This window comes from Arthrobacter sp. Soil736, assembly GCF_001428005.1.
Lineage (GTDB): Bacteria > Actinomycetota > Actinomycetes > Actinomycetales > Micrococcaceae > Arthrobacter.
Genome location: NZ_LMSB01000007.1, coordinates 74,541 through 93,698 on the forward strand (window position 1 = coordinate 74,541; position 19,158 = coordinate 93,698).

General features: G+C 60.9%; 20 protein-coding genes and 1 tRNA gene. 4 read left to right on the forward strand and 17 right to left on the reverse strand.

Going from position 1 to position 19,158, the window contains the following annotated elements:
- Nucleotides 1-11 precede the first annotated feature (11 nt).
- The 7 genes from ASG92_RS05895 to ASG92_RS05925 all read right to left on the reverse strand — a co-directional run bounded on the left by ASG92_RS05895 (nt 12) and on the right by ASG92_RS05925 (nt 8,246).
- A complete protein-coding gene (locus tag ASG92_RS05895; RefSeq protein WP_157372117.1) occupies nt 12-1,175 on the reverse strand; it encodes an ArdC-like ssDNA-binding domain-containing protein in 1,164 nt (387 codons plus the stop codon).
- A gap of 86 nt (nt 1,176-1,261) precedes the next feature.
- Complete coding sequence (locus ASG92_RS05900; protein WP_056625804.1) at nt 1,262-1,774, reverse strand: hypothetical protein; 513 nt, start codon at nt 1,772-1,774, stop codon at nt 1,262-1,264.
- On the reverse strand, nt 1,771-3,570 hold the full coding sequence (locus ASG92_RS05905; protein WP_056625806.1) for a type IV secretory system conjugative DNA transfer family protein: 1,800 nt from the start codon (nt 3,568-3,570) through the stop codon (nt 1,771-1,773). The genes ASG92_RS05900 and ASG92_RS05905 overlap by 4 nt, the downstream gene beginning before the upstream one ends.
- Nucleotides 3,567-4,784, reverse strand: a complete 1,218-nt coding sequence (locus ASG92_RS05910; protein WP_157372118.1) for an ATP-binding protein — start codon at nt 4,782-4,784, stop codon at nt 3,567-3,569. Before ASG92_RS05910 ends, ASG92_RS05905 begins: the two co-directional genes overlap by 4 nt.
- Nucleotides 4,785-5,023: 239 nt before the next feature.
- Nucleotides 5,024-6,535, reverse strand: a complete 1,512-nt coding sequence (locus ASG92_RS05915) for an SCO6880 family protein (protein WP_157372119.1) — start codon at nt 6,533-6,535, stop codon at nt 5,024-5,026.
- Entirely contained in the window at nt 6,528-7,946 is a 1,419-nt protein-coding gene (locus ASG92_RS05920) for a type IV secretion system protein (RefSeq protein WP_056625814.1), read from the reverse strand. Before ASG92_RS05920 ends, ASG92_RS05915 begins: the two co-directional genes overlap by 8 nt.
- A 12-nt stretch (nt 7,947-7,958) precedes the next feature.
- Nucleotides 7,959-8,246 (reverse strand): hypothetical protein, encoded by a 288-nt coding sequence (locus ASG92_RS05925; RefSeq protein ID WP_157372120.1) that lies wholly within the window; start codon nt 8,244-8,246, stop codon nt 7,959-7,961.
- A gap of 326 nt (nt 8,247-8,572) precedes the next feature.
- Between ASG92_RS05925 and ASG92_RS05930 the strand changes: the two genes are divergently transcribed.
- Nucleotides 8,573-8,851, forward strand: coding sequence for a hypothetical protein (locus ASG92_RS05930; protein ID WP_056625820.1), 279 nt, complete (start codon nt 8,573-8,575; stop codon nt 8,849-8,851).
- 91 nt (nt 8,852-8,942) lie between these two features.
- Here the strand turns inward: ASG92_RS05930 and ASG92_RS29585 are convergent, their stop codons facing one another.
- The 3 genes from ASG92_RS29585 to ASG92_RS05945 form a co-directional block, all read right to left on the reverse strand.
- Complete coding sequence (locus ASG92_RS29585) at nt 8,943-10,049, reverse strand: C40 family peptidase (protein WP_157372121.1); 1,107 nt, start codon at nt 10,047-10,049, stop codon at nt 8,943-8,945.
- A 27-nt stretch (nt 10,050-10,076) separates the two neighbouring features.
- Nucleotides 10,077-10,406 carry a hypothetical protein gene (locus ASG92_RS05940; protein WP_056625824.1) on the reverse strand — a complete coding sequence of 110 codons (330 nt, stop codon included), beginning with the start codon at nt 10,404-10,406 and terminating at the stop codon, nt 10,077-10,079.
- A 450-nt stretch (nt 10,407-10,856) separates the two neighbouring features.
- Nucleotides 10,857-11,759, reverse strand: coding sequence for a sigma factor (locus tag ASG92_RS05945; RefSeq protein WP_157372122.1), 903 nt, complete (start codon nt 11,757-11,759; stop codon nt 10,857-10,859).
- A 188-nt stretch (nt 11,760-11,947) separates the two neighbouring features.
- Between ASG92_RS05945 and ASG92_RS27165 the strand changes: the two genes are divergently transcribed.
- Entirely contained in the window at nt 11,948-12,271 is a 324-nt protein-coding gene (locus ASG92_RS27165; protein ID WP_157372123.1) for a helix-turn-helix transcriptional regulator, read from the forward strand.
- Here ASG92_RS27165 and ASG92_RS05950 read toward each other — a convergent pair.
- From ASG92_RS05950 to ASG92_RS05970, 5 genes are all read right to left on the reverse strand, one after another.
- Nucleotides 12,225-12,731: a hypothetical protein gene (locus ASG92_RS05950; protein WP_056625830.1), complete on the reverse strand. Its 507-nt coding sequence runs from the start codon at nt 12,729-12,731 to the stop codon at nt 12,225-12,227. The genes ASG92_RS27165 and ASG92_RS05950 overlap by 47 nt on opposite strands.
- Nucleotides 12,732-13,211: 480 nt before the next feature.
- Nucleotides 13,212-14,483 (reverse strand): alpha/beta fold hydrolase, encoded by a 1,272-nt coding sequence (locus ASG92_RS05955; protein ID WP_082579338.1) that lies wholly within the window; start codon nt 14,481-14,483, stop codon nt 13,212-13,214.
- Complete coding sequence (locus ASG92_RS28150) at nt 14,431-14,892, reverse strand: hypothetical protein (protein ID WP_157372125.1); 462 nt, start codon at nt 14,890-14,892, stop codon at nt 14,431-14,433. Before ASG92_RS28150 ends, ASG92_RS05955 begins: the two co-directional genes overlap by 53 nt.
- Nucleotides 14,819-15,829: a hypothetical protein gene (locus ASG92_RS05965; protein ID WP_157372126.1), complete on the reverse strand. Its 1,011-nt coding sequence runs from the start codon at nt 15,827-15,829 to the stop codon at nt 14,819-14,821. The genes ASG92_RS28150 and ASG92_RS05965 overlap by 74 nt, the downstream gene beginning before the upstream one ends.
- An 86-nt stretch (nt 15,830-15,915) precedes the next feature.
- Complete coding sequence (locus tag ASG92_RS05970) at nt 15,916-16,407, reverse strand: hypothetical protein (protein WP_157372127.1); 492 nt, start codon at nt 16,405-16,407, stop codon at nt 15,916-15,918.
- A 258-nt stretch (nt 16,408-16,665) separates the two neighbouring features.
- Here ASG92_RS05970 and ASG92_RS05975 point away from each other — a divergent pair, with 258 nt between their 5' ends.
- Complete coding sequence (locus ASG92_RS05975; RefSeq protein ID WP_056625852.1) at nt 16,666-16,941, forward strand: hypothetical protein; 276 nt, start codon at nt 16,666-16,668, stop codon at nt 16,939-16,941.
- Between the two features lie 37 nt (nt 16,942-16,978).
- Here the strand turns inward: ASG92_RS05975 and ASG92_RS05980 are convergent, their stop codons facing one another.
- Together ASG92_RS05980 and ASG92_RS05985 are read right to left on the reverse strand one after the other, a co-directional pair.
- A complete protein-coding gene (locus ASG92_RS05980) occupies nt 16,979-18,109 on the reverse strand; it encodes a site-specific integrase (protein ID WP_056625855.1) in 1,131 nt (376 codons plus the stop codon).
- 86 nt (nt 18,110-18,195) lie between these two features.
- Nucleotides 18,196-18,277 (reverse strand) — tRNA-Leu (locus tag ASG92_RS05985).
- 206 nt (nt 18,278-18,483) lie between these two features.
- Between ASG92_RS05985 and ASG92_RS05990 the strand changes: the two genes are divergently transcribed.
- Nucleotides 18,484-19,089: a response regulator gene (locus ASG92_RS05990; RefSeq protein ID WP_056625858.1), complete on the forward strand. Its 606-nt coding sequence runs from the start codon at nt 18,484-18,486 to the stop codon at nt 19,087-19,089.
- The last annotated feature ends 69 nt before the right edge of the window (nt 19,090-19,158 follow it).

Sequence of the window (19,158 nt, forward strand, 5' to 3'; positions counted from 1 at the left end):
AGCCGCCACTTTCAGGGTCCGGCCATCACAGGTCCGTCAGCCGATGTAGCCGGCCCTTCCACTCCTGCATACGCCGCCGGCTGGCTGACCCGCGGGTCTGCATCAGCGGCAGCGATCTTCCCTCCAAATCCAGGTGGATGGGTGATTTCGAGGATGCCTTTGGAAGCTGCGGTGACGCGACCTAGGACCGACTTGGCAATGTCCACGCGCGACGCTGGAAGTTTGCTGCCGGCATCTTGGGCCCGGGCATCGGACTCCGCCCCAATGACGGCGTCAGCCCATCCGGCCAAGTACGAGGCAGACTGCGGGCCGCGGTCAATTCCGTGGGCCCGAAGCACGGTGTAGGCAACGGACTCGGCCTCAACTTCCGCCAGGCCACGATGGTCGGCGCTGCTACCGTAGAGCCGGCCCACGTCGTCGTTCGGTCCGTGGAGCAGAACGTGCCCCAGCTCGTGGGCAAGGACTGCGGCGCGCTCCTCGTCGTTCAACCACGCTCCAACTTGGACACTCCGGCTGGCGAAGTCCGTGAATCCACTGGTCAGCCCGTACTGGGCATTGGTCACGTTAAGATCGAACCCGTGCCTCCTCGCGACTTCCGCGAGGGAATGCCAGAGCTCCGATGCATCTGGCGCAGACTCGGCCCCGGCCCGTGGCACCAACAGTGGAGTTCCCTCGGTTTGAGACACGTCGAAAACAGCCTGGCCGCGCCAGCCGGTAATTACAGTCTTCTTGCCGTCTTCGACCGCATTGGCCGGGACTCTCTGGCCAACCGGTATGCGCTGCCGCGTACCGTCGGGCAGAGTAATCTCATTCATCCGCGCAGTCCGAGGCGCAATCACCCACAGCGCGTGCTCCCCGCGCAGGACGGTACGCCCGTGACGTTCCCACTCCTTGTACCCGGCTACTAGCGTGGGCTCTTCCGTGCCGCGTTGGGCCATCTGCATCATCAGCAAGGCGACGTTGCCACCCGAGTACCGCCACAAAGTGGCCGAGGCATCAAGGAGCACCTGCCAGTGTGCCGGCGACTCAACTGCCTTTGCCAGAATCGTGTGGAGTCCGTCCGTGAGTGCTGTAATCCGTTCCTCGGGCGTCATGCGCGAATTGCCGGGCGCGTGGAGGTGCGGCGCAGCGTCAGTCGCCGCGGAAAGAGATTTGTCTTCGGTTGCAGGGGCCACGACAGCCACCCTTCGTGCTTCTTGGGGTCCGCCAGATTAGGTTGCAGATGCTTATTCATGTCTTGCGACGGCAGAACAGCATGACTTCAGAAATCGGCGACGACTTGGTGGTGTTCCACCTGCCACTCGAGAAACGCCGGGTCCTCCGACGTCAGGATTCTCAGCGCGGGTTCCTTGTGTGCCTGCAGGCCGACGCAGCCGGCGGTCCGGGTGTGGATCCGGAGACGTTCGACGGCGTGCGGGAGCCTTTCGTGAAAGGCCAACGGCCCGAAGCCTGGATCGTCAGCGGCATACGACGCCAATTCTGCCCTTTGCAGCGCATAAAGCTCGGCCACAATCTCGGGATGCCGCCACCAACATTCGGGTACCACCGACGTCGTGAGCTGGTACGTGGCAACGAACCACCTGACCCACGCGCCCAATGCACGCCAGGCGCTTTCCGCCTGCTGCGGGTCCATGTCCCGCCAGCGATACGTGACACCGGACGCGCCGCCGGGAGGTCTGAATGCAGATCGGAAAAGCTGCGCAGTCAGCTCGTCGTCGTTCTCTCCAACTGACGGGATTTCAAACTGTTCGCCGTCGTCGTAGCTGTGCATCATTCCAGCTCTTTCGTGATTTCCTGACGCAATCTGTGGCCGGCAATTAACGCGCGTTCGAGCTCCGCCTTGGAGCGACCAAGTTCTGCCGCATCTTTGCGCTTGTGCCATTCGCGCAGATCCAAGAGGATCGGCCTGGTGCGGCGCCCGAGCATGAGCGCTGTGCCTACCGGCAGCCGGCGGATCTCATCCAACCGGATGACAGGACTCTCCCGGATCTGCTCGCCGTCTTGGCGGCCCTGAGCCGACCAGGACCGGGTATTCAGAGTCAGGCTCCGCTCCCCCAGCAGCCCGGCAAGAGAGCGAAGGTCGCGCTCGTCGGAACCGCCGCCGAAGATCACCTTGATAATGGCCGAGTCCCAGATCGTGGCTGCCTCATCAATGGACCACCCGCTGCGCGCCTGAGAGAGGGACTGTAAGACAACAAGGGTGGAGATGCCGATACCGCCACCATCAGAGAGGGCGACAGGCAGGCCTGGCCAAGGAGCCAAGTTGGCAATCTCGTCGAGGATGAGTGACAAGGGCGGATCAAGCCGTCCCCCCGGCGACACAAAGGCCATTTCACGGGCTGCGTTGTCGATGTCGTCGATCAGAGCGGAAAGATATGGCCCAGCGGCAGCGGCTCCCGCCCGAGTGCCGATCAGATACAGGGTCCCTCGGTCCCGGATGAATGTCTTGGGGTCAAACTCCTCGGATTCGTCCTGGGGGTTCAAGGCAGCCAGCACTTTGGGTGAGGAGAGAGGCGCTACCGCGGCCGAGACCCCAATCCAGGAATTGGACGTGTTCCGGGGATCATCCTCCAGGATCCCCATCAAGTCCGCCTGCCACCCCAGGGCGGCCTGATGACGACCGAGCACGTCCAAAGCTTCCCGCGCCAGTACCGGGCTGGAGGACCAGCGACGAAAGGCGCGGACGCCTTCTCCAGACAACGCCGCAGCATGAAGCAGGCACTGCAGGACTATCAGCGAGCGCTTTTGCCACGCCGCGTTCTCGCCCTTCATTTCGGTGTCTGCTGTGATGACCAGCGCCCGTCGGGTCGCGATGTCCGGGTCCTCACAGCCGCGGACGGGAGACCACCGTAGGGTGGAGGGCAATCCGGACATTCCCTGCGGATCGAACACGGTCACCGGTCTTCCGCCGGTGGCGCGGGCTCCCATGGTGACAACCAGGTTGTCCGCACGCGTCGACGTCGTAACCACAGCCCCGGGCGCGTCGAGGATGGCATTGATGACCACGTAGAGGCCTTTACCGGAACGGGGCGCGCCCTGGATGACCATGGACTCCTCGGTGGAGACATGAACTGTGACGCCGCGGGAGCGGCCGAGCGTCCATGACACATCCTGGATAGTGGGCTTTGTCAGCCCAGGCCTGGTGAACTTTCCTCGCCGCTTGACTGCCCTGGCACCGAAGTCACGCAGTATCTCCGTGCGTCGGGCGACGCCGTCCCGGTTCAGGATGTCCAGGCGCAGCCAGGCACCCGATTGCTTCCACGTCCGCCAGAACAAAACGGCGCCCACTGCGAGCGCAACGAGCAGCAGAAGCACCGGACCAACAACCCACCAGACACTGCCGATCCCAATCGAGCAACCAGGCGGTTCGCGGATGATCCAGTCAGTGCGGCCGGCGAGGAGCCCGACGGCGGCTGCCGGATTAAACGGCGACGGCGGACTACCTCCGCAGCGCCAGGCCACCAGGGCGTGGGCCGCGCCTTGAATAAGAAAGCAGAGACACACGTAACCCGCTGCGGCGATGAGTCCGGCGCTAACCAGCGGATTGTTGCTTGCTGCCCGCGCGCTCATGGAACCATCCGCGCGTCGGTGCCGAAAACTTCCAGCTCATCCGTCGTGACCCGATTGGCAACGATGAAGGACCGGTTCCCGACTTTCCAGAGCCCGACTCCTTTGGGGAGGTTCTCCACATGCTCGCACTCGGCCGCGGTTAGCCCGAGGGCATCTTTGGTAAGGCGCATGGCGTCGTGCTTTTGCCGGTAGATGATCCGGGTGTCTGCCTCGGTAAGCAAACCAAGGGCCTTTTGGCGATGCCCGCTAGTGCTATCGCCAATCTCGTTGAGGTCCGCCACCTTGTGCATGATGAGCAGATTCGCGATCCCGTAAGTGCGCGCCAACCGCCATTGCTCGCTCATTTTGGCCAGCATGTAAGGGTCGGCCAGCATGCGCCAGCCTTCGTCGTAAACCACGAGCCGCTTGCCGCCGTCGGGATTGGTAACCGCCGCCTCGAGCCAGGTGGCGCCGCACGCCGCGGCGAGGGACAGGGCCTGTTCGGACGCACCGATCAGGGCCGACGTATCCATCACCATCATGGGCGCGTCTGCATCGAAGGCTACGGTCGAGGGAGCGTCAAACATGCCCTCCAAGTCGCCGGAGACGGTGCGCCGCAATGAGTGGCCGACGGCCAGACCGCCATCTTTGCCGACAAGCCCTATTGTCTCCTTCGACGGGTTCAGTACGTGGTCCAGGACCATGGGCAGCGTTGGGTTCGAATTCTGGGCAACAGTCTCCATTAGCGCCATGTCCAAGGCGGTGTGCTCGACCGGACGCAGCGGCGTGCCCTGCCGCATGAGGGAGACTAAGGCCACCAGCAAATGACGGCGTCGTTGACGCACCACAGCTTGCCATTGTGTTTCGGTCAGGGCACTGGGTCTGGGTCCGGCATCCAGAGGGTTGACGCGTGCGGAACGTCCGGGGCCCACCGAGATGACTTTGCCGCCAACTGCGTTGGCAACGGCGGCCCATTCGCCTTTGGGGTCAGAAGCGACTGCTGCTTTACGCCCCAGCGTGATCGATCGGGCCACCAATGACTTTCCACACATGGACTTACCCGTGCCGACCGTCCCGATGACAACGATCGATGGGCCGCTAATAACGCCCTTGTCGTACAAAATCCACGGATCATAGGAGAAGGCTCCAGAGCCGAAGACGTCGGTCCCGATATACGTGCCTTCGTGCCCCAGACCTGATTCGGTGATGAACGGATACGCTGCTGCAAACGTCATCGTCGAAGCACGGTGTGGCGCCGGCCGCAGACGGTGTGGGCCGCGCAACGTATTCGGCGCCCGACTCCCCCAGTCACCGCTAAGCCGCGGCCTATCCAGCCGTTCTTTGACTAGTTCTGCGAGCCGATACCCGGCTGACACCCACCGTTGACGGTCGGTGGTGACGTCTTGCCGACGTCCCTCCTTCCGCTGCTGGCGGTTACCTGACGGCATGTATCGAATTGAGTGGCTAGTTCGCGTCATCGCAATCCCCTTCCGAATGGAAGTCCCCCGGCGACGAAAGCCGCCCATTGCTGCCCGGCCAGCAGACGCAGTTCAACGAAGGCTCCTGCGGCGGCTGATTCCAGTTCCTGCCGGTGCCGCGCCAGGTCGTCGAGTGTGGCAGCCGATATGGTCACGTAGGCAGCCGGGCGCACATCGCCGTGTCCGGCCACGATCTCTTCCTCTCTTTGAGCCACTTCCTCTTCCTCGGCTCTTTGCTCGCGCGTGAGTGGCCTGTCGAAGCGCGTGTTGATCCGGCGTCTAGTTTCATGAGCCTCCTGGGCGGAGCGGATGTCCCTCAGAGCCTCCACTGTGGGCACGCTTCGGATCACTTGGGTCACGGTATGGCGGAAGTCGCCCACATAGATCAGCGGATGGAGGAATCCGGGGAACACTTTTTGCCGCGGCCACTCTGCAATCCAGAAAGTTTGATGAAAGCCCGAGTCGGTCTGTAAATACGTCCAGCGTTCCTCGATCGCCATTGGCCCCGCGGCCAGGCCGGGCGGTTCGGGATCGGAATCCGGTGGGCGTGCTGACACGGCTGTTGGGAAGACTGTCCTCGCTTCCCTGCCCAGCCCTGCAACCGCGGCCGGATCAAAAGCACCGCGAACGACGTCGAGGATGCCGTCCTCAGGGAGCCACTCATCTACCTTCACGCTGTGCGTTCCCAGAGCAGTGGTCATTGCCTCGACTTCCAGTCGCAGCACTCGCTCGAGACCTGCCATGCCGCCACCTGATTCCCTGATTCGACGCCGGGCCTTTGCCGTGTCCACGACAACTGCGACCAGCAGCTCGTGGCTCATGGCGGAACCGGCGGCGGCTATCAAGTCCTGATACGCCCGTTCACCCCACGTCAGCCCGCTAACGGCATCGGCCCTCCGTGGGACGTTGCGGTCGTAGAAGTCACGCAGGGCCGTCGAAGGGTAGGGAACCGTGTAGTCCTGGACGGCGATTCTCGCAATGCTTGATCTCTGTGCCATACCCGCCTGCACGCGCGACCATGCTTGTACAGCCCAGGCCTTGTCATCGGCGTCGAGGAGCGCAAAGGACCTTGTGCTGCACCGCAGCACCGCTATCGCTTCCCTGCCATGGGGATCCACGAGGAAGCACTCGCCTTTAGCTGTACGCCGAAGCTCCAGATTTCCCAGCCCGCCCGGCAGCACGAGCCGCCCGGCAAGAAGTGCGCTTTCGGGGCGTGCCAGGAACCGAGTCTGTCTGACTGCCGACCGGTAGAGAAACAGGATGATCTGGCTCGCCCAGACCGGGTAAGGGATCCGCGAATACTGCAGGAGACCGAGGAGTATCAGCGACAGCCATGTGGGTCCGGACGTGAACAGGCCCCCTGGCCCACCGGTGGCAGACGCCACACTGGCGGTAATAACGCCGGCTGCGAGCAGCAGCAACTGGTACCACTTCTGCCCCATGAACAAACCGCGACGTTCGTACCGGGGAAACTTGACTGCTTCGAGCGTCCGTGAACTTTCAGACATGGGGCTTACCACCTGATGGGGGTTCAACACTTGGTTGCGTGTGGACCGGAGGCCCTGGCGTCGCGGGGATGGTCAACTCAGAATTCCTTTGATCCGGCACGTGTGTCGGCTTCGGCCGTCCGGTATCTAGAGCCGGGTTCGTTGGACTCGCCGCCGCGGCCACTTTTGTTGCTGGCCGTGAGTGGCCATCTGCAGATCCGTTGCCGTAACGAGGAGTCTGCCGCGGCTGAGGAGAGGGCATACCGGAAGTTGAACCGCCGCCGTCGAAGGCAGGATCAGCTCCACTGGACTGCAGCGACGGCGTCGTAGCCTTCGTGGACCCTGGCAGTGGCATACCAGGTGGCAGCGTTCGCGTTGGAAACTGTGCACGGCTCGATGGAATCGGCTGAGCCATAGAGGAACGCCCCATCAACGAGGCCAGCGTAAGCCGACCGCCCGTCTGGCGACTTATCTGCCGGGCAGCAATACTGCTGCTTCGCGACAGGACGTGCCCGCCGCCGGCAGTTTGTGCGGCGGCCGCCAGCTCACCGCCGGCGAAGCTCACGAGCCTCAGGGCCATCAGGGGCGCACCACAAGCTAGCACCATCCCAACAGTGCCGGCAGCCAGTCCTGCGAACGACGTCGAATCTGCAAAGAGCTTGATTGCCACTGCCAGCACGGTCGCAGCGAGCGGTTTCGCGAGCAGCAGCGCAACGACAATCTCGCACCACCGCCTTGCCCATGCCTTCGTTTTCTCCCATGGCATGAGCATTAGGGCTACGGGGGCGACGGCGGCAAGAACGACCAGTGCGAACGATCGGAAGATCATCGAGCACATGAGAATGAATGCCAGGATCCACACAACGGTGACGGCCATCGCGGTGACGACCACCGCACCTGCGGCTCCGCCTTGGGTACCGGGCGCCAACGAGATGACGTTCCACTCCCTGTCAGAGCCAGCAGGTGCACGCTCAAATCCAAAGAGCCGCATGAACACGACATAGGGATCCTTCCCCATGGAATTGAGAAGTGCCGTCGACGCGGAGTCGCTGACGCTGGTGAGCTGACGAACCAGGTATATGGCAACGGCCACCATCGGGATCGCAGCGGCACCGCCCACCAGCGCCCTCACCAGGCGACGGGGCTGCTGGCTGATCAGGCCAGAGAGCAGTTGGAGGATCATCACAACTACCAGTGGAGTCATCATCACAATTACCCACCAGTTCGTCAGGCCACGAATCGATGTCCACTGCGAATCGTCAACGTTCGACGCGCTGAAAGCGCCGGTAATGAACGCCCACATCCAAGAGGCAATGTTCTGAAGGACATTCGCGAAGATGGATGTGATGGCGCCCTCGACCCCGTCGTTGGCTTGCGAGACGAGCCCGCATCCGGGCGGCCACCAGCCATTGAGGTCGCACTGAACTGGCATGACCCTTGAAACCTAGAATCCGAGCGGAAACGCAGTCTGGGACCAAAGGATGTAGCCGTTGATGCCGCCCAGGATCGCGGCCACCGGGCCGGTCCAAAGCAAGATCACGCCGCCGCCAGAGGCGAGGCGTGACGATTGGCTCAGCTTGCCGGCCAAGAGCATCGCCGCGCCAATGATCGCCACTATTGCGATCACAATGAATGCGCCGACTAGGATCCCTCCTCCGATCTGCTTTAGGGATTCAAGGAAAGGAAAGTTCGCGTTGGGTGTGATCCCAGGATCTACCGCTGCCAGAAACATCTGGTGCTCCATCCGTCGTGTTCCAGTGGAATGAGCAGTTTGAGCTCACGACTTCATGGTGCCCGGTGGAGCTGGGCGACATGACCGACTCGGAAATTGGTACTGAGCCACATACGCCGAGGCGGTAGGCGACGCGGAATCGGATCATGCCAGAGGATCGGCGCAACCCGCGTGGCAAACGAATCCGTACAGCGGGCACCGGCGCTGGGCACTACGTCCTCCTTGCTGAGCAAGTTGTTCTAGGCTCAGTGGCCGGTAACGAGCGTGCAAGCGATCATTCGAACACATATTCGAATTTTGTCTCCTCTGGGTGCATCATTGGAAGTGTGAACAAGTTCGATCCCAGCGGTTTCATGAGAATGATGGCCCGCACCGAGGCTGAATCCAGAACTCCAGCCGACGACGATACACCGGTTGTTTTCTTCCCCATAGGGCAGCAGCCGCTAGTCCAGATCGACATCATCTACGGCCGCGCCCTGGCCTACACGCGCTACTACGGCCTCGTGGAGTGGATAGAAGGCAACGAATACAAGTGCGAATGGATTGAAGCCCCGCACATCAAGAGGGTGGCGGCGGAAGCCTGGGAGGGTAGCCGCTGGCTCTAGGGATAACATTTCATCCGGTCGGTAACCGTCTCGCAAGACGGCGACTCGCGTACTCATGTCGCTGACCAGCTTGGGAATCGTCCTAGTCAGCTCACTGCGCAATCGACGATGTCAGCAAATCGAAATAGGCGCTGCCTGGGTTCCAATCGACGGGGTGCAGCAAGGTCCCCAGAGCAGGATTCAGCGCGCTGTACATCATGCCGTCTCCCGCGTAAATACCGACATGCCCCCAGGTGTCCGGCCCCTGCGGATTCTGGACAACCAAGTCACCTGGCTGCGGACTGTCCGTTCGGTGCCCGACTCTCCACTGTTCGACGCGCGGAAGGTTGATTCCGACCTGCCTGTAGATCCACTGGACATATCCGGAGCAGTCCCAAGCTTTGTACGCTGTTCCACCCCAAATGTACGTCCCGCCGACGCCCGCTTGGGTAAAGCGCAAGATATCCTTGCGGATCTGAGGCAGGCTCGCCGGTGCTACCGGCTGTGCCGCCTCCATCGGCGAATCGTTGCACATGGCCGGCGCGGTGACACCCTCGAGTGAATCGACTATGGCTGTGGCCTGAGACTCCCATCGCGCGTACAGCTCGGGAAAAGCCGACACCTGGACAGCCTGAGCGGCCTGGCCTTTGTCCATGGACTGCCACCCCGATACATCGAGTAACCCCCGAGGACTGCCGCGATTAGGACCCGATGGCCCGCCATAGAAGGCACGGGCGTTGTAGTCAGGGTCCATCAGCTCCTCGACGCTCCCCCAGCCGGCTGCCGGGCGCTGCTGGGCAGTCCCAAGTGAGTCATGATCGCTTCCGACGCCGTCGTGTGAGAACTGGAACGAGGCCGGGACATTCGAGTTAGCTAGGACTCTGAGGCTGGATTCCTGAAGAGCCATCATGATGGCGATAATCAAGGCTTCTTGCGGTACTCCCAGTTGCTTCCCGACCGAAATGTAGCCCTTGGCTACTGCGATCTGGTCTGAAGTGAGCCAGACCGGTTCCGAGCTGCCAGTGTGGATTTCCAGAGCACCCGCACTGCGATCCGCCGAACGATTGTCCGCAGGTATAGCGGATGTGCAGACGGAGTCGGAGCTCGACGGCTTAGCGACTAACACGGTAACAAAGGCGCAGAAAACCACGCCGAACATCAGTGCCACGACCATGGCGACGGCGGTCGCGGCGCGCAGCAGGGTACGACGCTTGGCCACGGCCACAAACACTTGCCGGGAACGGCATCAGTACACGATCCTGCTTGGGGTCGCGTAGAACCCGGCCATCGTGCAACGGTCGGGCGGGGCATTTGCTGCCGGCGGACAATTGACGATGACGCTGACAGCCGCCATGAAGGCGTTGCGGGCGTTGGCCGTCTGATCCACGACTCTCAGAGCGACGGTGCAGACGTGAAGACCCAGCCAGGGTGCCGGGCGCTCTCGCACCTCGGCCAACTCCTCATCACAGGTCATGGATTCAGCCGTGGCCGTTCGGAAGGCCTTCTGCCCGGCCAAGGACGCAAAGGCTCCGGCGTTGATGCCTGTGGCTTCAAATTCATGGGCAAGAACGGCCAACGGATTCGAACCGTCCGGCAGGACGTCCCACCAGCTACGGAGGCGGCCATAGACCTCCGAGTACGACGACGTTCGTGTGTCCCAGGTGTAAATGGCCTGAGCCGCGGCTGTTGCCAGCGTCCGATAGTTCGTGGTGTGCGGAACTCCAGTCGTTCCCTCGGCGGCTGGGGCCTTAGTCGAGGTCGTTGAAACAGACGGTGCGGACGACGGCGGATGGCCAGTGGAAGGTGCCTGCGGCGATGTTGCCGGATCCGCCGTCGTACTCGTTGACGGAGGTCGCGGCGACCCAGGCAAGACAAGCAGCACGGTGGCAACGGCAGCTGCCAGGATTGCAAAAACGAGCCACAAGCGGCGGCCGCGATTCTGACCTCGCCACCCAGATTCTCTGGACCGTAACATTCTCGCCTCCCTCACCCAGTTCATGGCGGGCATGCGGGCTGAGTGCATGACTCAGCGACTTTTCATTGCCCCCCGGAGAGTCCGCCACGCAGTCTGATAGAGCCTACGGGCGCAGCCAATCTGGACCGCAACGTAGCGTTCTGTAACGCCAAGCTCAATGGCTAAAGCAGCTATGGCCTTGTGTCTCTCTGGCCCGCGTACATCAGGACGCACAATAGTTTCGGCCACCCCACGCAGAAGCGGACTAGGCAGGCAGTCGACCGCGCACCGACACAGCTCCTGTAGATTTCGGATGGTTCCAGGCTCGACATCCAGTGCTTTGTTGATCGTCTTCGCGGTCTGGCGCACCACGGTTACCGCATTCCAGCGGCGCCGATCTTGAGGCGACGGCGGTCCGTACTTGCGCGGTCCTGAAAGACTGTCCACCGCAAGTCCCCAAATGGGTGCGGAAACAGAGGCGCGTGTTAGACCCAGCAAGACCTGAGCCGAATGTTGGTCGAGTACCTTTTCAGCGCTTCGATCCTCGTACCGATCCACCACTAAAACGGCCAAGGCGTCGAACGACGCTGAGTCCTCCGCGTTCGCCGGGTCGAGGATCAGCGGGAGTGTCTGATGTGTCAGCTCTCGACGGATGTGTGCAGCACAGACATTGATTGCAACGCCCTGCACCCAGGCCGCAAACCGCACGCCCGGCAACGGTCGATAACGACCTCGGGACACCCCATCCCAAACGGCCACCCTAACGTCCTGCATGACATCATCGACGTCGCATGTGCGGCCAATCCGCGACAAATGCGAGATGACATACCGGCGCACCCCCTCGACGGCCACCATCATCTGGTCCACAGATATCGTGATTTCTTCAGACGACGGCGGACGCTGCAGGGAGACGTCGACGCTGGTTGACTTTGATTGATTCCGCTCGGCGTGATTCGCCTTGGTTTCGACGCGCATGGTCTTCACCGTTTCAACTGACAGTTTCCGACAACTCCGGCCCCAGCACTCGGCGCCTCAGACGTGGCCTCAACATTGCACTTCAACCACAATGGCAATCTCTTATGAAAAGTATTGTCGAAGATAATTAAAGTATCGTCAAGAGTGCTGTTCTTACTTTTCCGGTGCGGTTCCGCAACAATGGTTCCATGCCACGTATCACGCAGCCTCAGGACGACGCATGGTCGCCCGACGTCGAGGCTGCCGTGGCGACGTTTGGCAACAGATCGCGGAACGAGATCCTTCGCTATCTTTCAACGCATGGCCCCGCGACGCGGGGCGACATCGTTGCTGCCGTCAGCGCAGGTGAGCCCAGTGTCGCCAAGCACCTGCTCGCACTGGAGGAAGCAGGCGCGATCGTCGTCGATGTCGAAGTTGGCCGTCGTCACGGCCGCTCGCCGCGCTACTCAGCTAACGCTGTGCGGATCAAGGAGCTCCTTGACGCCCATCTTCGGTATCTGCTGGAGCGCTAGCTGCTGCCTGTTCGCCGCCAGGGTGAAGGCTGATGTCCCTGTTGAGGTACTCGGAGATGGCGCGCAGTGTTTCCGGAGAGACATCTCCTAGAGTTCGAACAGCGAAGGACTTCACACGAGCCGCCCGAAGCGACTTGACGAACTCAAGCTGCGAATCAATGCGTTCAGGCAGGTCGGCGTCCTTGCCGAGCAGGAGATACGAGGCATCCACGTTGAAGATGTCGCAAAGTGCAGTGAGAAGTGCCGGATCACTGACTAGTCGCCCCCTGCCGTCCTTCATGTAGAACCAGCGGGCGCGAGAGAGCTTGACCCCCCTACTCGCCAATTCTGCCTGAATCTCCCGAAAGGTGACCGGCGCTCCCCGTTCGGCAACAACGACGTCCAGCAACAGATTCAGACGACGGGCGAGACGCGCTTGAGGGGCGAATGTCCCGTCAAGGCCAGCATCGTCACCAAGCATCGCCCATCCCTTCGCGTTGGCCGAAACAGGTCGGGTTCAGCCCGCTTCTCCTTGCCCCCAGTATTCCGCGAGTCATCCAGAGGGGCAATCGCTGCCACATGCAGACCGGAACCTTCCCACCGGGAGCTAGGAGGAGTAGCCTTCTGCTGTAGACCCGTCTACAGCAGCTGGCTTACTCTTCATCCTTACTCAAGCTGTGGTCTCCATGTCGAACATCTTGATGAACCGAACGCGAAGCCAAATCCTCCGCTTCCTTCTAAGGAACGGCTCGTCAACGTGTGGCGAGATCGCTTCCCAACTCGGTGCATCGCATTCAGCCGTCCGGCGGCACCTAGCTCTACTTCATTCGGTTGGACTCGTGGTACCCGCATCTGCAAGGAGATTCGAGGCTTGCCCTGAACAGGTTCGCGGACAGCTCCAAGCCATGGCGGCTGTGTTTGCGGGCGAGGTCAATACGACGGGTTCGTCGATGCCAATGGATTAGAACTCCGCCACAGCGCTCGTCAGCTCTCCGACGTCATCCAATTCCGTGGTCACTGCTCCCAGGCCCAGACCCAAGAGCCAGTCAGCGACCGCACTCTCCCACTTCTCAGCATCGACGTTCCATTCCTGAGAGTGCCCCTCTACTTCAAAGGGCACGAGATGAATTAGGTCCGGACGAAGTTTTGCCGTGAGCTGCGAAACTTCGAAGGGCGTAGAAAGATCACCCATTCCGTGCAATATCAGAACTGGCTTGTTGAGCTCAGACGCCCGGCCAACCCAATCTGATGACTGAAAATCGAGTGGCTCCGCAAGCCCTGTGACCCACCGGAATGTCTTGGTCCGCATAAGACCTAACCCCAGAGACGCGATCGGAGCCGGCAGTCCGGTTGCCCGAGCATTCGAGATCAATGTCCTAGTCCAGTCCATGACAGGAGCATCGAGAACAAGTCCAGAGACGTAGCCGGAGTGGGCCGACAAATCATCCAACCGCAGAGCGATGGATCCACCCAGCGACCAGCCGAAAAGCACAATCTGCCGCGCTCCTTCGCCGACGGCGTACCTCACCGCAGCTTCGACGTCGCGCCATTCGGTTTGACCCAGCATGTACCGGGCGTCGGCCGCTGCAGGCGCCTCACGGTCATTTCGAAATGAGACGACCAGCGACGTGCATCCCAGCCGATTGGCAACTGGAACTCCGCGGAGAGCCCCGGCCCTGGTTCCCCCCATCCCATGGATGTGTATTGCCCAGATGTCCGAAGTGGCCGTAATCTTGGTGGGCGCAAACTTCCACGCCGGAGCGGCGCCATGCTCAACTGGAATCTCAACCTCTGAATACGGCAGGCCAAGTTGGTCAGGCTTCGAGAATACATACCCGCTCCAGATTCCTGCCCGGGCGGTCGTCAAATCGCCAGCGTCGACCCGCTCCACAACTCGTGAGACTGTGCCGGCTTCAGCATTCATCCCGGTGATCGGACCTATGCAGGCATGGCCGGAGCCCTTAGCAAACCATAGGCTGTAACGCCCTGGCGCGGTTGTCTGCGGTGAAGTAGGCAGGTCGATGAGTGATGAGCCGTCGGCATCTCGAAAAACCCGTCGGATGGGAAGATCCTCTTTGCGGAAAGTCTTGGGCACGACCACTTGCCGCGCAAAATATACCGCAGCAAGACATGCTGTGGCGCCCCCGAGGGCGGCCGCCGTCGCCAGCCCACCAATGACCCTACGAACGCCCGTTATCGTCGCCACCTTGGTCTCCACCTCCGAGCCGTTCATCAATCACCTTGCGAAGCCGTAAGAGGGTATCAGGGGAGATACCCTGCAGCTGCCGCGCGGCAAAGTTCCGCACACGAGCTTCACGCAAACTACGCAGCAACTCAAGCTGGGCATCAACGAGTCTGGGAACGTCGCTGGAATCATCCAGCAGGTACTCGGAGTCGACGCCGAAAAATTCAGCGAGATTCCGCAAGAGCGCTTCATCAGTGGCCAGCGAGCCATCCCCGCTCCGCATGTATGCCCAGCGCGAGCGTGACAAAGGCGTTCCGCGTTGCGCCATCTGATGACTGATCTGTTGATAGGTAAGGAGCTCCGACCCTTTCGCCTCGAAAAGGTCAAGCAGTAGGTTCAGCTTCCGAGCGAGTTTTGCTTGGGGCGTGTCCGAAGAATTGGCGTCTGATTCTGTCATGAAGCGTGCTCCCCCTTCCGACAGTGTGGGGACCCGTTCCATCTTCCGTCCGCGAAGGAGGTACGGCCAGATACTGCTCCACTCGGTTGAGCACTTGGTGGTCACGATCATCCAATACCTTCAAGAGCTCAGGATCGATAAGGAGGGCATCCTGGATTTCGACCAGCATCCTATGGAGGCGCCGTCTGGCTGAGTCAGGCCGATCGACAATTTCGGCGGAGGAAACGAGCCGGACCTCCCGCCTCTGATCCGTCGTCTTTTCCCAGACCTCGGTAAGGCGACCGACCAAGGTGGCTTCCGTCTTCGATTCCCTCCTGCGGGAAATCCGACGAGCCGTGGGTGGCAGGGCGAGTCCCGCACATAGGAAGGCCATCGCTCCGACGAGGGCAGCATCGTAAACAAGTGAAAGGGCTCTCATCCCTACCAAATCCCCGTGCAGGTGGAGAACGTCCATTCCCAAGACGGCCAAAACTAAGATCACAGCTAGTGAACAGCCCACACCGATAAGAGTGAACGCTATGCGGAAGTAGGGCCTGGACATATTGCCCCGGAACCTAAAGCACGTGTAGCCCGTGATGCCTACGACGATTCCAATGTAGCCAAATTGAACTGCGGAATAGACGGCAGCGGACCACTGATCTCCAAAGTCCTTCATGAAACTCGTGGATGAGTATGGGGCAGCGACAGCGCTGAAACAGACGATGAGGCCCACAATCACGAGTCCCAAAATAGCAAGGCCGAAGTGATCCCGCCGCGACGGAATCTCTTCGGGGTCGGCAGCACGAAGAATCGCCCTTGACAGGAAATATATGCCGACAACCATCAAGATGTTCGCGAGCAGATCCAGCACGTTACGACTACCAACCAAGGCGTCTCCGGCAACGTAGACCTGGTCGATGTTCAGCGTGAGAGCAGTCGCGATGGTTACAGCTGCCACCAAAATGCTGTGATCAGCGCGCCATCGGAGTCCCGGCAACAGGCAAAGCACGAGACCCCAGATTAGGGAGGCCGCCAGGAGCTGGATCATCCGAAAATCCGTTCGAACGATCGTGGTTCGATGGTGCTTTCCCGGATCGCGGCTGCGAATAGGTCTGCCAGGCTTTCCGCTGCGGCCTCAACATGGTTAACAAAGCTGCTTCGCCCAAGGACTCGGGTAACGAGGTCACTGGACAGGTTAGGAAAGAGGACGCCGGCGTAATCCGCGGGTAGTACCAACTCATCGTGGCGGAGAACCATGTGCCCTAGCTCATGAAGTACGAATTGTTGCCTGTGAAGCGCTGACGGCGTCGCGGCGTGCAAGATGATCTCAGCCGTGTCGGTCGACAGCCACAGCCCACAGACTGACCCACCATTGAGCGCACCTGAAACTTCAATCTCAATGCGCCGGCAACGGATGCGCTCGACAACTTCAACAAGGCGCCCAAGAGTTAGATGTGTGGGTAGCAGCAGCGCCTTGAAAGCATGTGCGGCGCGTTCCGCCGGCGTTGTTCCTACGACCTTTGAACGATTTTCCATGAGCATCCCCAGCAATGCCTATGTCATTCCAAAATCAAGCCGGCGTCCAACGACCTCATCATCGCCGGGTTCGGCAAGTGGCAACCACTTGACCTCCATTGAACTCCCATGCTCTGGACATGTCCAGAGGGTGAGTCAACCAGAGATTCGAGGGCTTCCTCTTCGGGCAGTGCGGCAGTCCCCTTACAGCTGAGTCATGTTCCCTGCTGGGTCAACCATCATGAACTGCCAAAGCAGTCGAGAAATTAGTGAGTTCCGATGGATCTTGAATTCTTCGAGCCGGCCGAGGCAGCTGCCCTGATGAAGTGCACTGAGGCATGGCTACGAGACGGCGCCGCCAGCGGGCGATTTCCCCACGCCTGCTGGGGAAAAGGAAAAATCATCTTCACTTCCGAGCACATCATGGAAATCGCCCGGCTGAGTGAGATTCTCCCCGGCGACACAGCGCTGGCCGTCCCCGCCAGTCCAAAGACGGCTCCGAAGGAACGGCTCATTGGCACTCGCGCGAGAGTGCGACTCGCACCGGTCACCTGACCCAGCCGCAGATAGCTCAGTGCCGCGGCAGGATCCGTTAGCGAACAAACCCCGAAATCGAGCGCTCCGTCGCGTCCGCACCCGCCTGCAGGGCTTCCGGCATCAAGTGTCCGTAGACCTGCTCTGTCGTCCGCGTGGAAGTATGACCAAGCCGCCGCGAGATCGTGAACAGCGGAACCCCATCCTGGATCAACCAAGAGGCGTGCGTGTGGCGAAGATCGTGGATTCGGGGATTTTTCTGGAGGCCATTGACTTGGGCTGTGCGCACGGCTGGCACCCAGTAGTGATGCCAGTACAACTTATGGATGATCCGCTGACCCTTGGGCGTGGTGAATACAAGCTCTTTCCCCGGGCGGCTGGCCACAAGCGGAATAAGTAGCTCCACAAGGGCTGGGTTGAGTCCGATGGTCCGTTTGCCTGCCCCGGTCTTGGTGGCTCCGATGTAGAACTGAGAGCGACTATCCCGCTTCCAGGCCTTATTTATCCGCGCCGTCGGCGGCTTTGATAGCAGGTCGACGTCGGCGACGGTGAGGGCTGTTGCCTCACCGAATCGCGTTCCCGTCATGACAAGGAAGTTCGTGAAGGCTTTATATCGCTCCCCCATGCCCTCCATGATCAGGCTGAACTCCGCATGGGTGAGGAACATGGCTTCATCCTCAGCCTTTTCGATGGGCGGCAGCTGCACACCACGACAAGGGTTGCGGGGGACGTAACCAAGCATTTCGGCGGTATTCATGGCCGCCGAGATCAATCCGTGCACGTTGTGGATCGTCTTCGGTGAACGGCCCTTCGCCCGCATCGACTTTACCCAATGCATGATGTGGCGATAGTCGAGCTTGTCCACGGGGATGTGACCGATGACGTTCCGCACATGGAGATCGAGCATTACCTGATAGGTCCTGGTGGTTCCGCTCGACGGGCGAACCAGTAGATCGATGTGCTCTTGGATGACGTCGGCAACAGTCGGCACTCTCGCCTGATTGGTGAGGATTGCGTGCTGGGCGATTTCGAACGATTGCCCGTTAGCATCCAGCAAGCGCCTAAGCGTCTCAGCTTCGGCTTCGGTGGCAACCGTGAGGCCCTGTTGCTCGCGGCTCTTCGGGTCACGCCAGAGCACCATGAAGGACGACGTACCGTCCTTTTTCACGCGCTTGCGGATACTTGCCACATAAAAATGCTAGGCCCGTGTCAACACTTTTGGGCTTTTTGTCAACAGCCAGAGGCCTAATAGGCCCCTGACCTGCGGAAACACTGTGCCCGAGGTGGGACTCGAACCCACACACCTTTCGATACCGCATTTTGAGTGCGGCGCGTCTGCCAATTCCGCCACTCGGGCGCGGAGTACACGGAGTAACAATCGTAGGCCCACAACGTGATTGTGAGCAACGCAGCCACTTCCAGTGCGCGGATTTACTCTACATGCAGATAGGCTAAATTCCAGAATCGCGCCAGTGACGCCGCACGAAGCCATGCAGATCCAAGTACAGCCGCGGGCGCACCTAAGATAGTGATGTTCCCGCCGTACCTTTTCAAGGAGATCCCGTGTCAGAACCGACGGAGTCAAACACCACGTCCCAGCCGGCGCGCCGCGTCATTGTGGCCGAAGACGAAACCCTCATCCGCCTCGACATCATCGAAATCCTGCGCGGCGAGGGCTATGACGTCATCGGCGAGGCGGACAACGGCGAGAAGGCCGTCCAGCTGGCCGAGGAGCTCAAGCCGGACCTCGTCCTCATGGACGTCAAGATGCCCGTCATGGACGGCATCACCGCCGCCGAGAAGATCGTCAAGGCCCGCATCGCCCCCGTGGTGCTGCTGACCGCCTTCAGCCAGAAGGAACTCGTGGAGCGCGCCCGCGACGCCGGCGCCATGGCGTACGTCGTCAAGCCCTTCACCCCCGCGGACCTGATCCCCGCCCTGGAGATCGCCCTGTCCCGCCACGAGGAGATCAAGGCCCTCGAAAACGAGGTCACGGACCTGCAGGAGCAGTTCGCCACCCGCAAGCTCGTTGAGCGCGCCAAGAGCCTGCTCACCACCAAGATGGGCCTGACGGAGCCGGAAGCCTTCCGCTGGATCCAGAAGACCTCCATGGACCGCCGCCTGAGCATGCGCGAAGTGGCCGAGACCATCATCAACCAGGTCAACTAGCGCCAAAAAGACAGAGGAGGATCCCCGCCACGCGGCGGGGATCCTCCTTTTTGTTACAGCCAAAAAGCC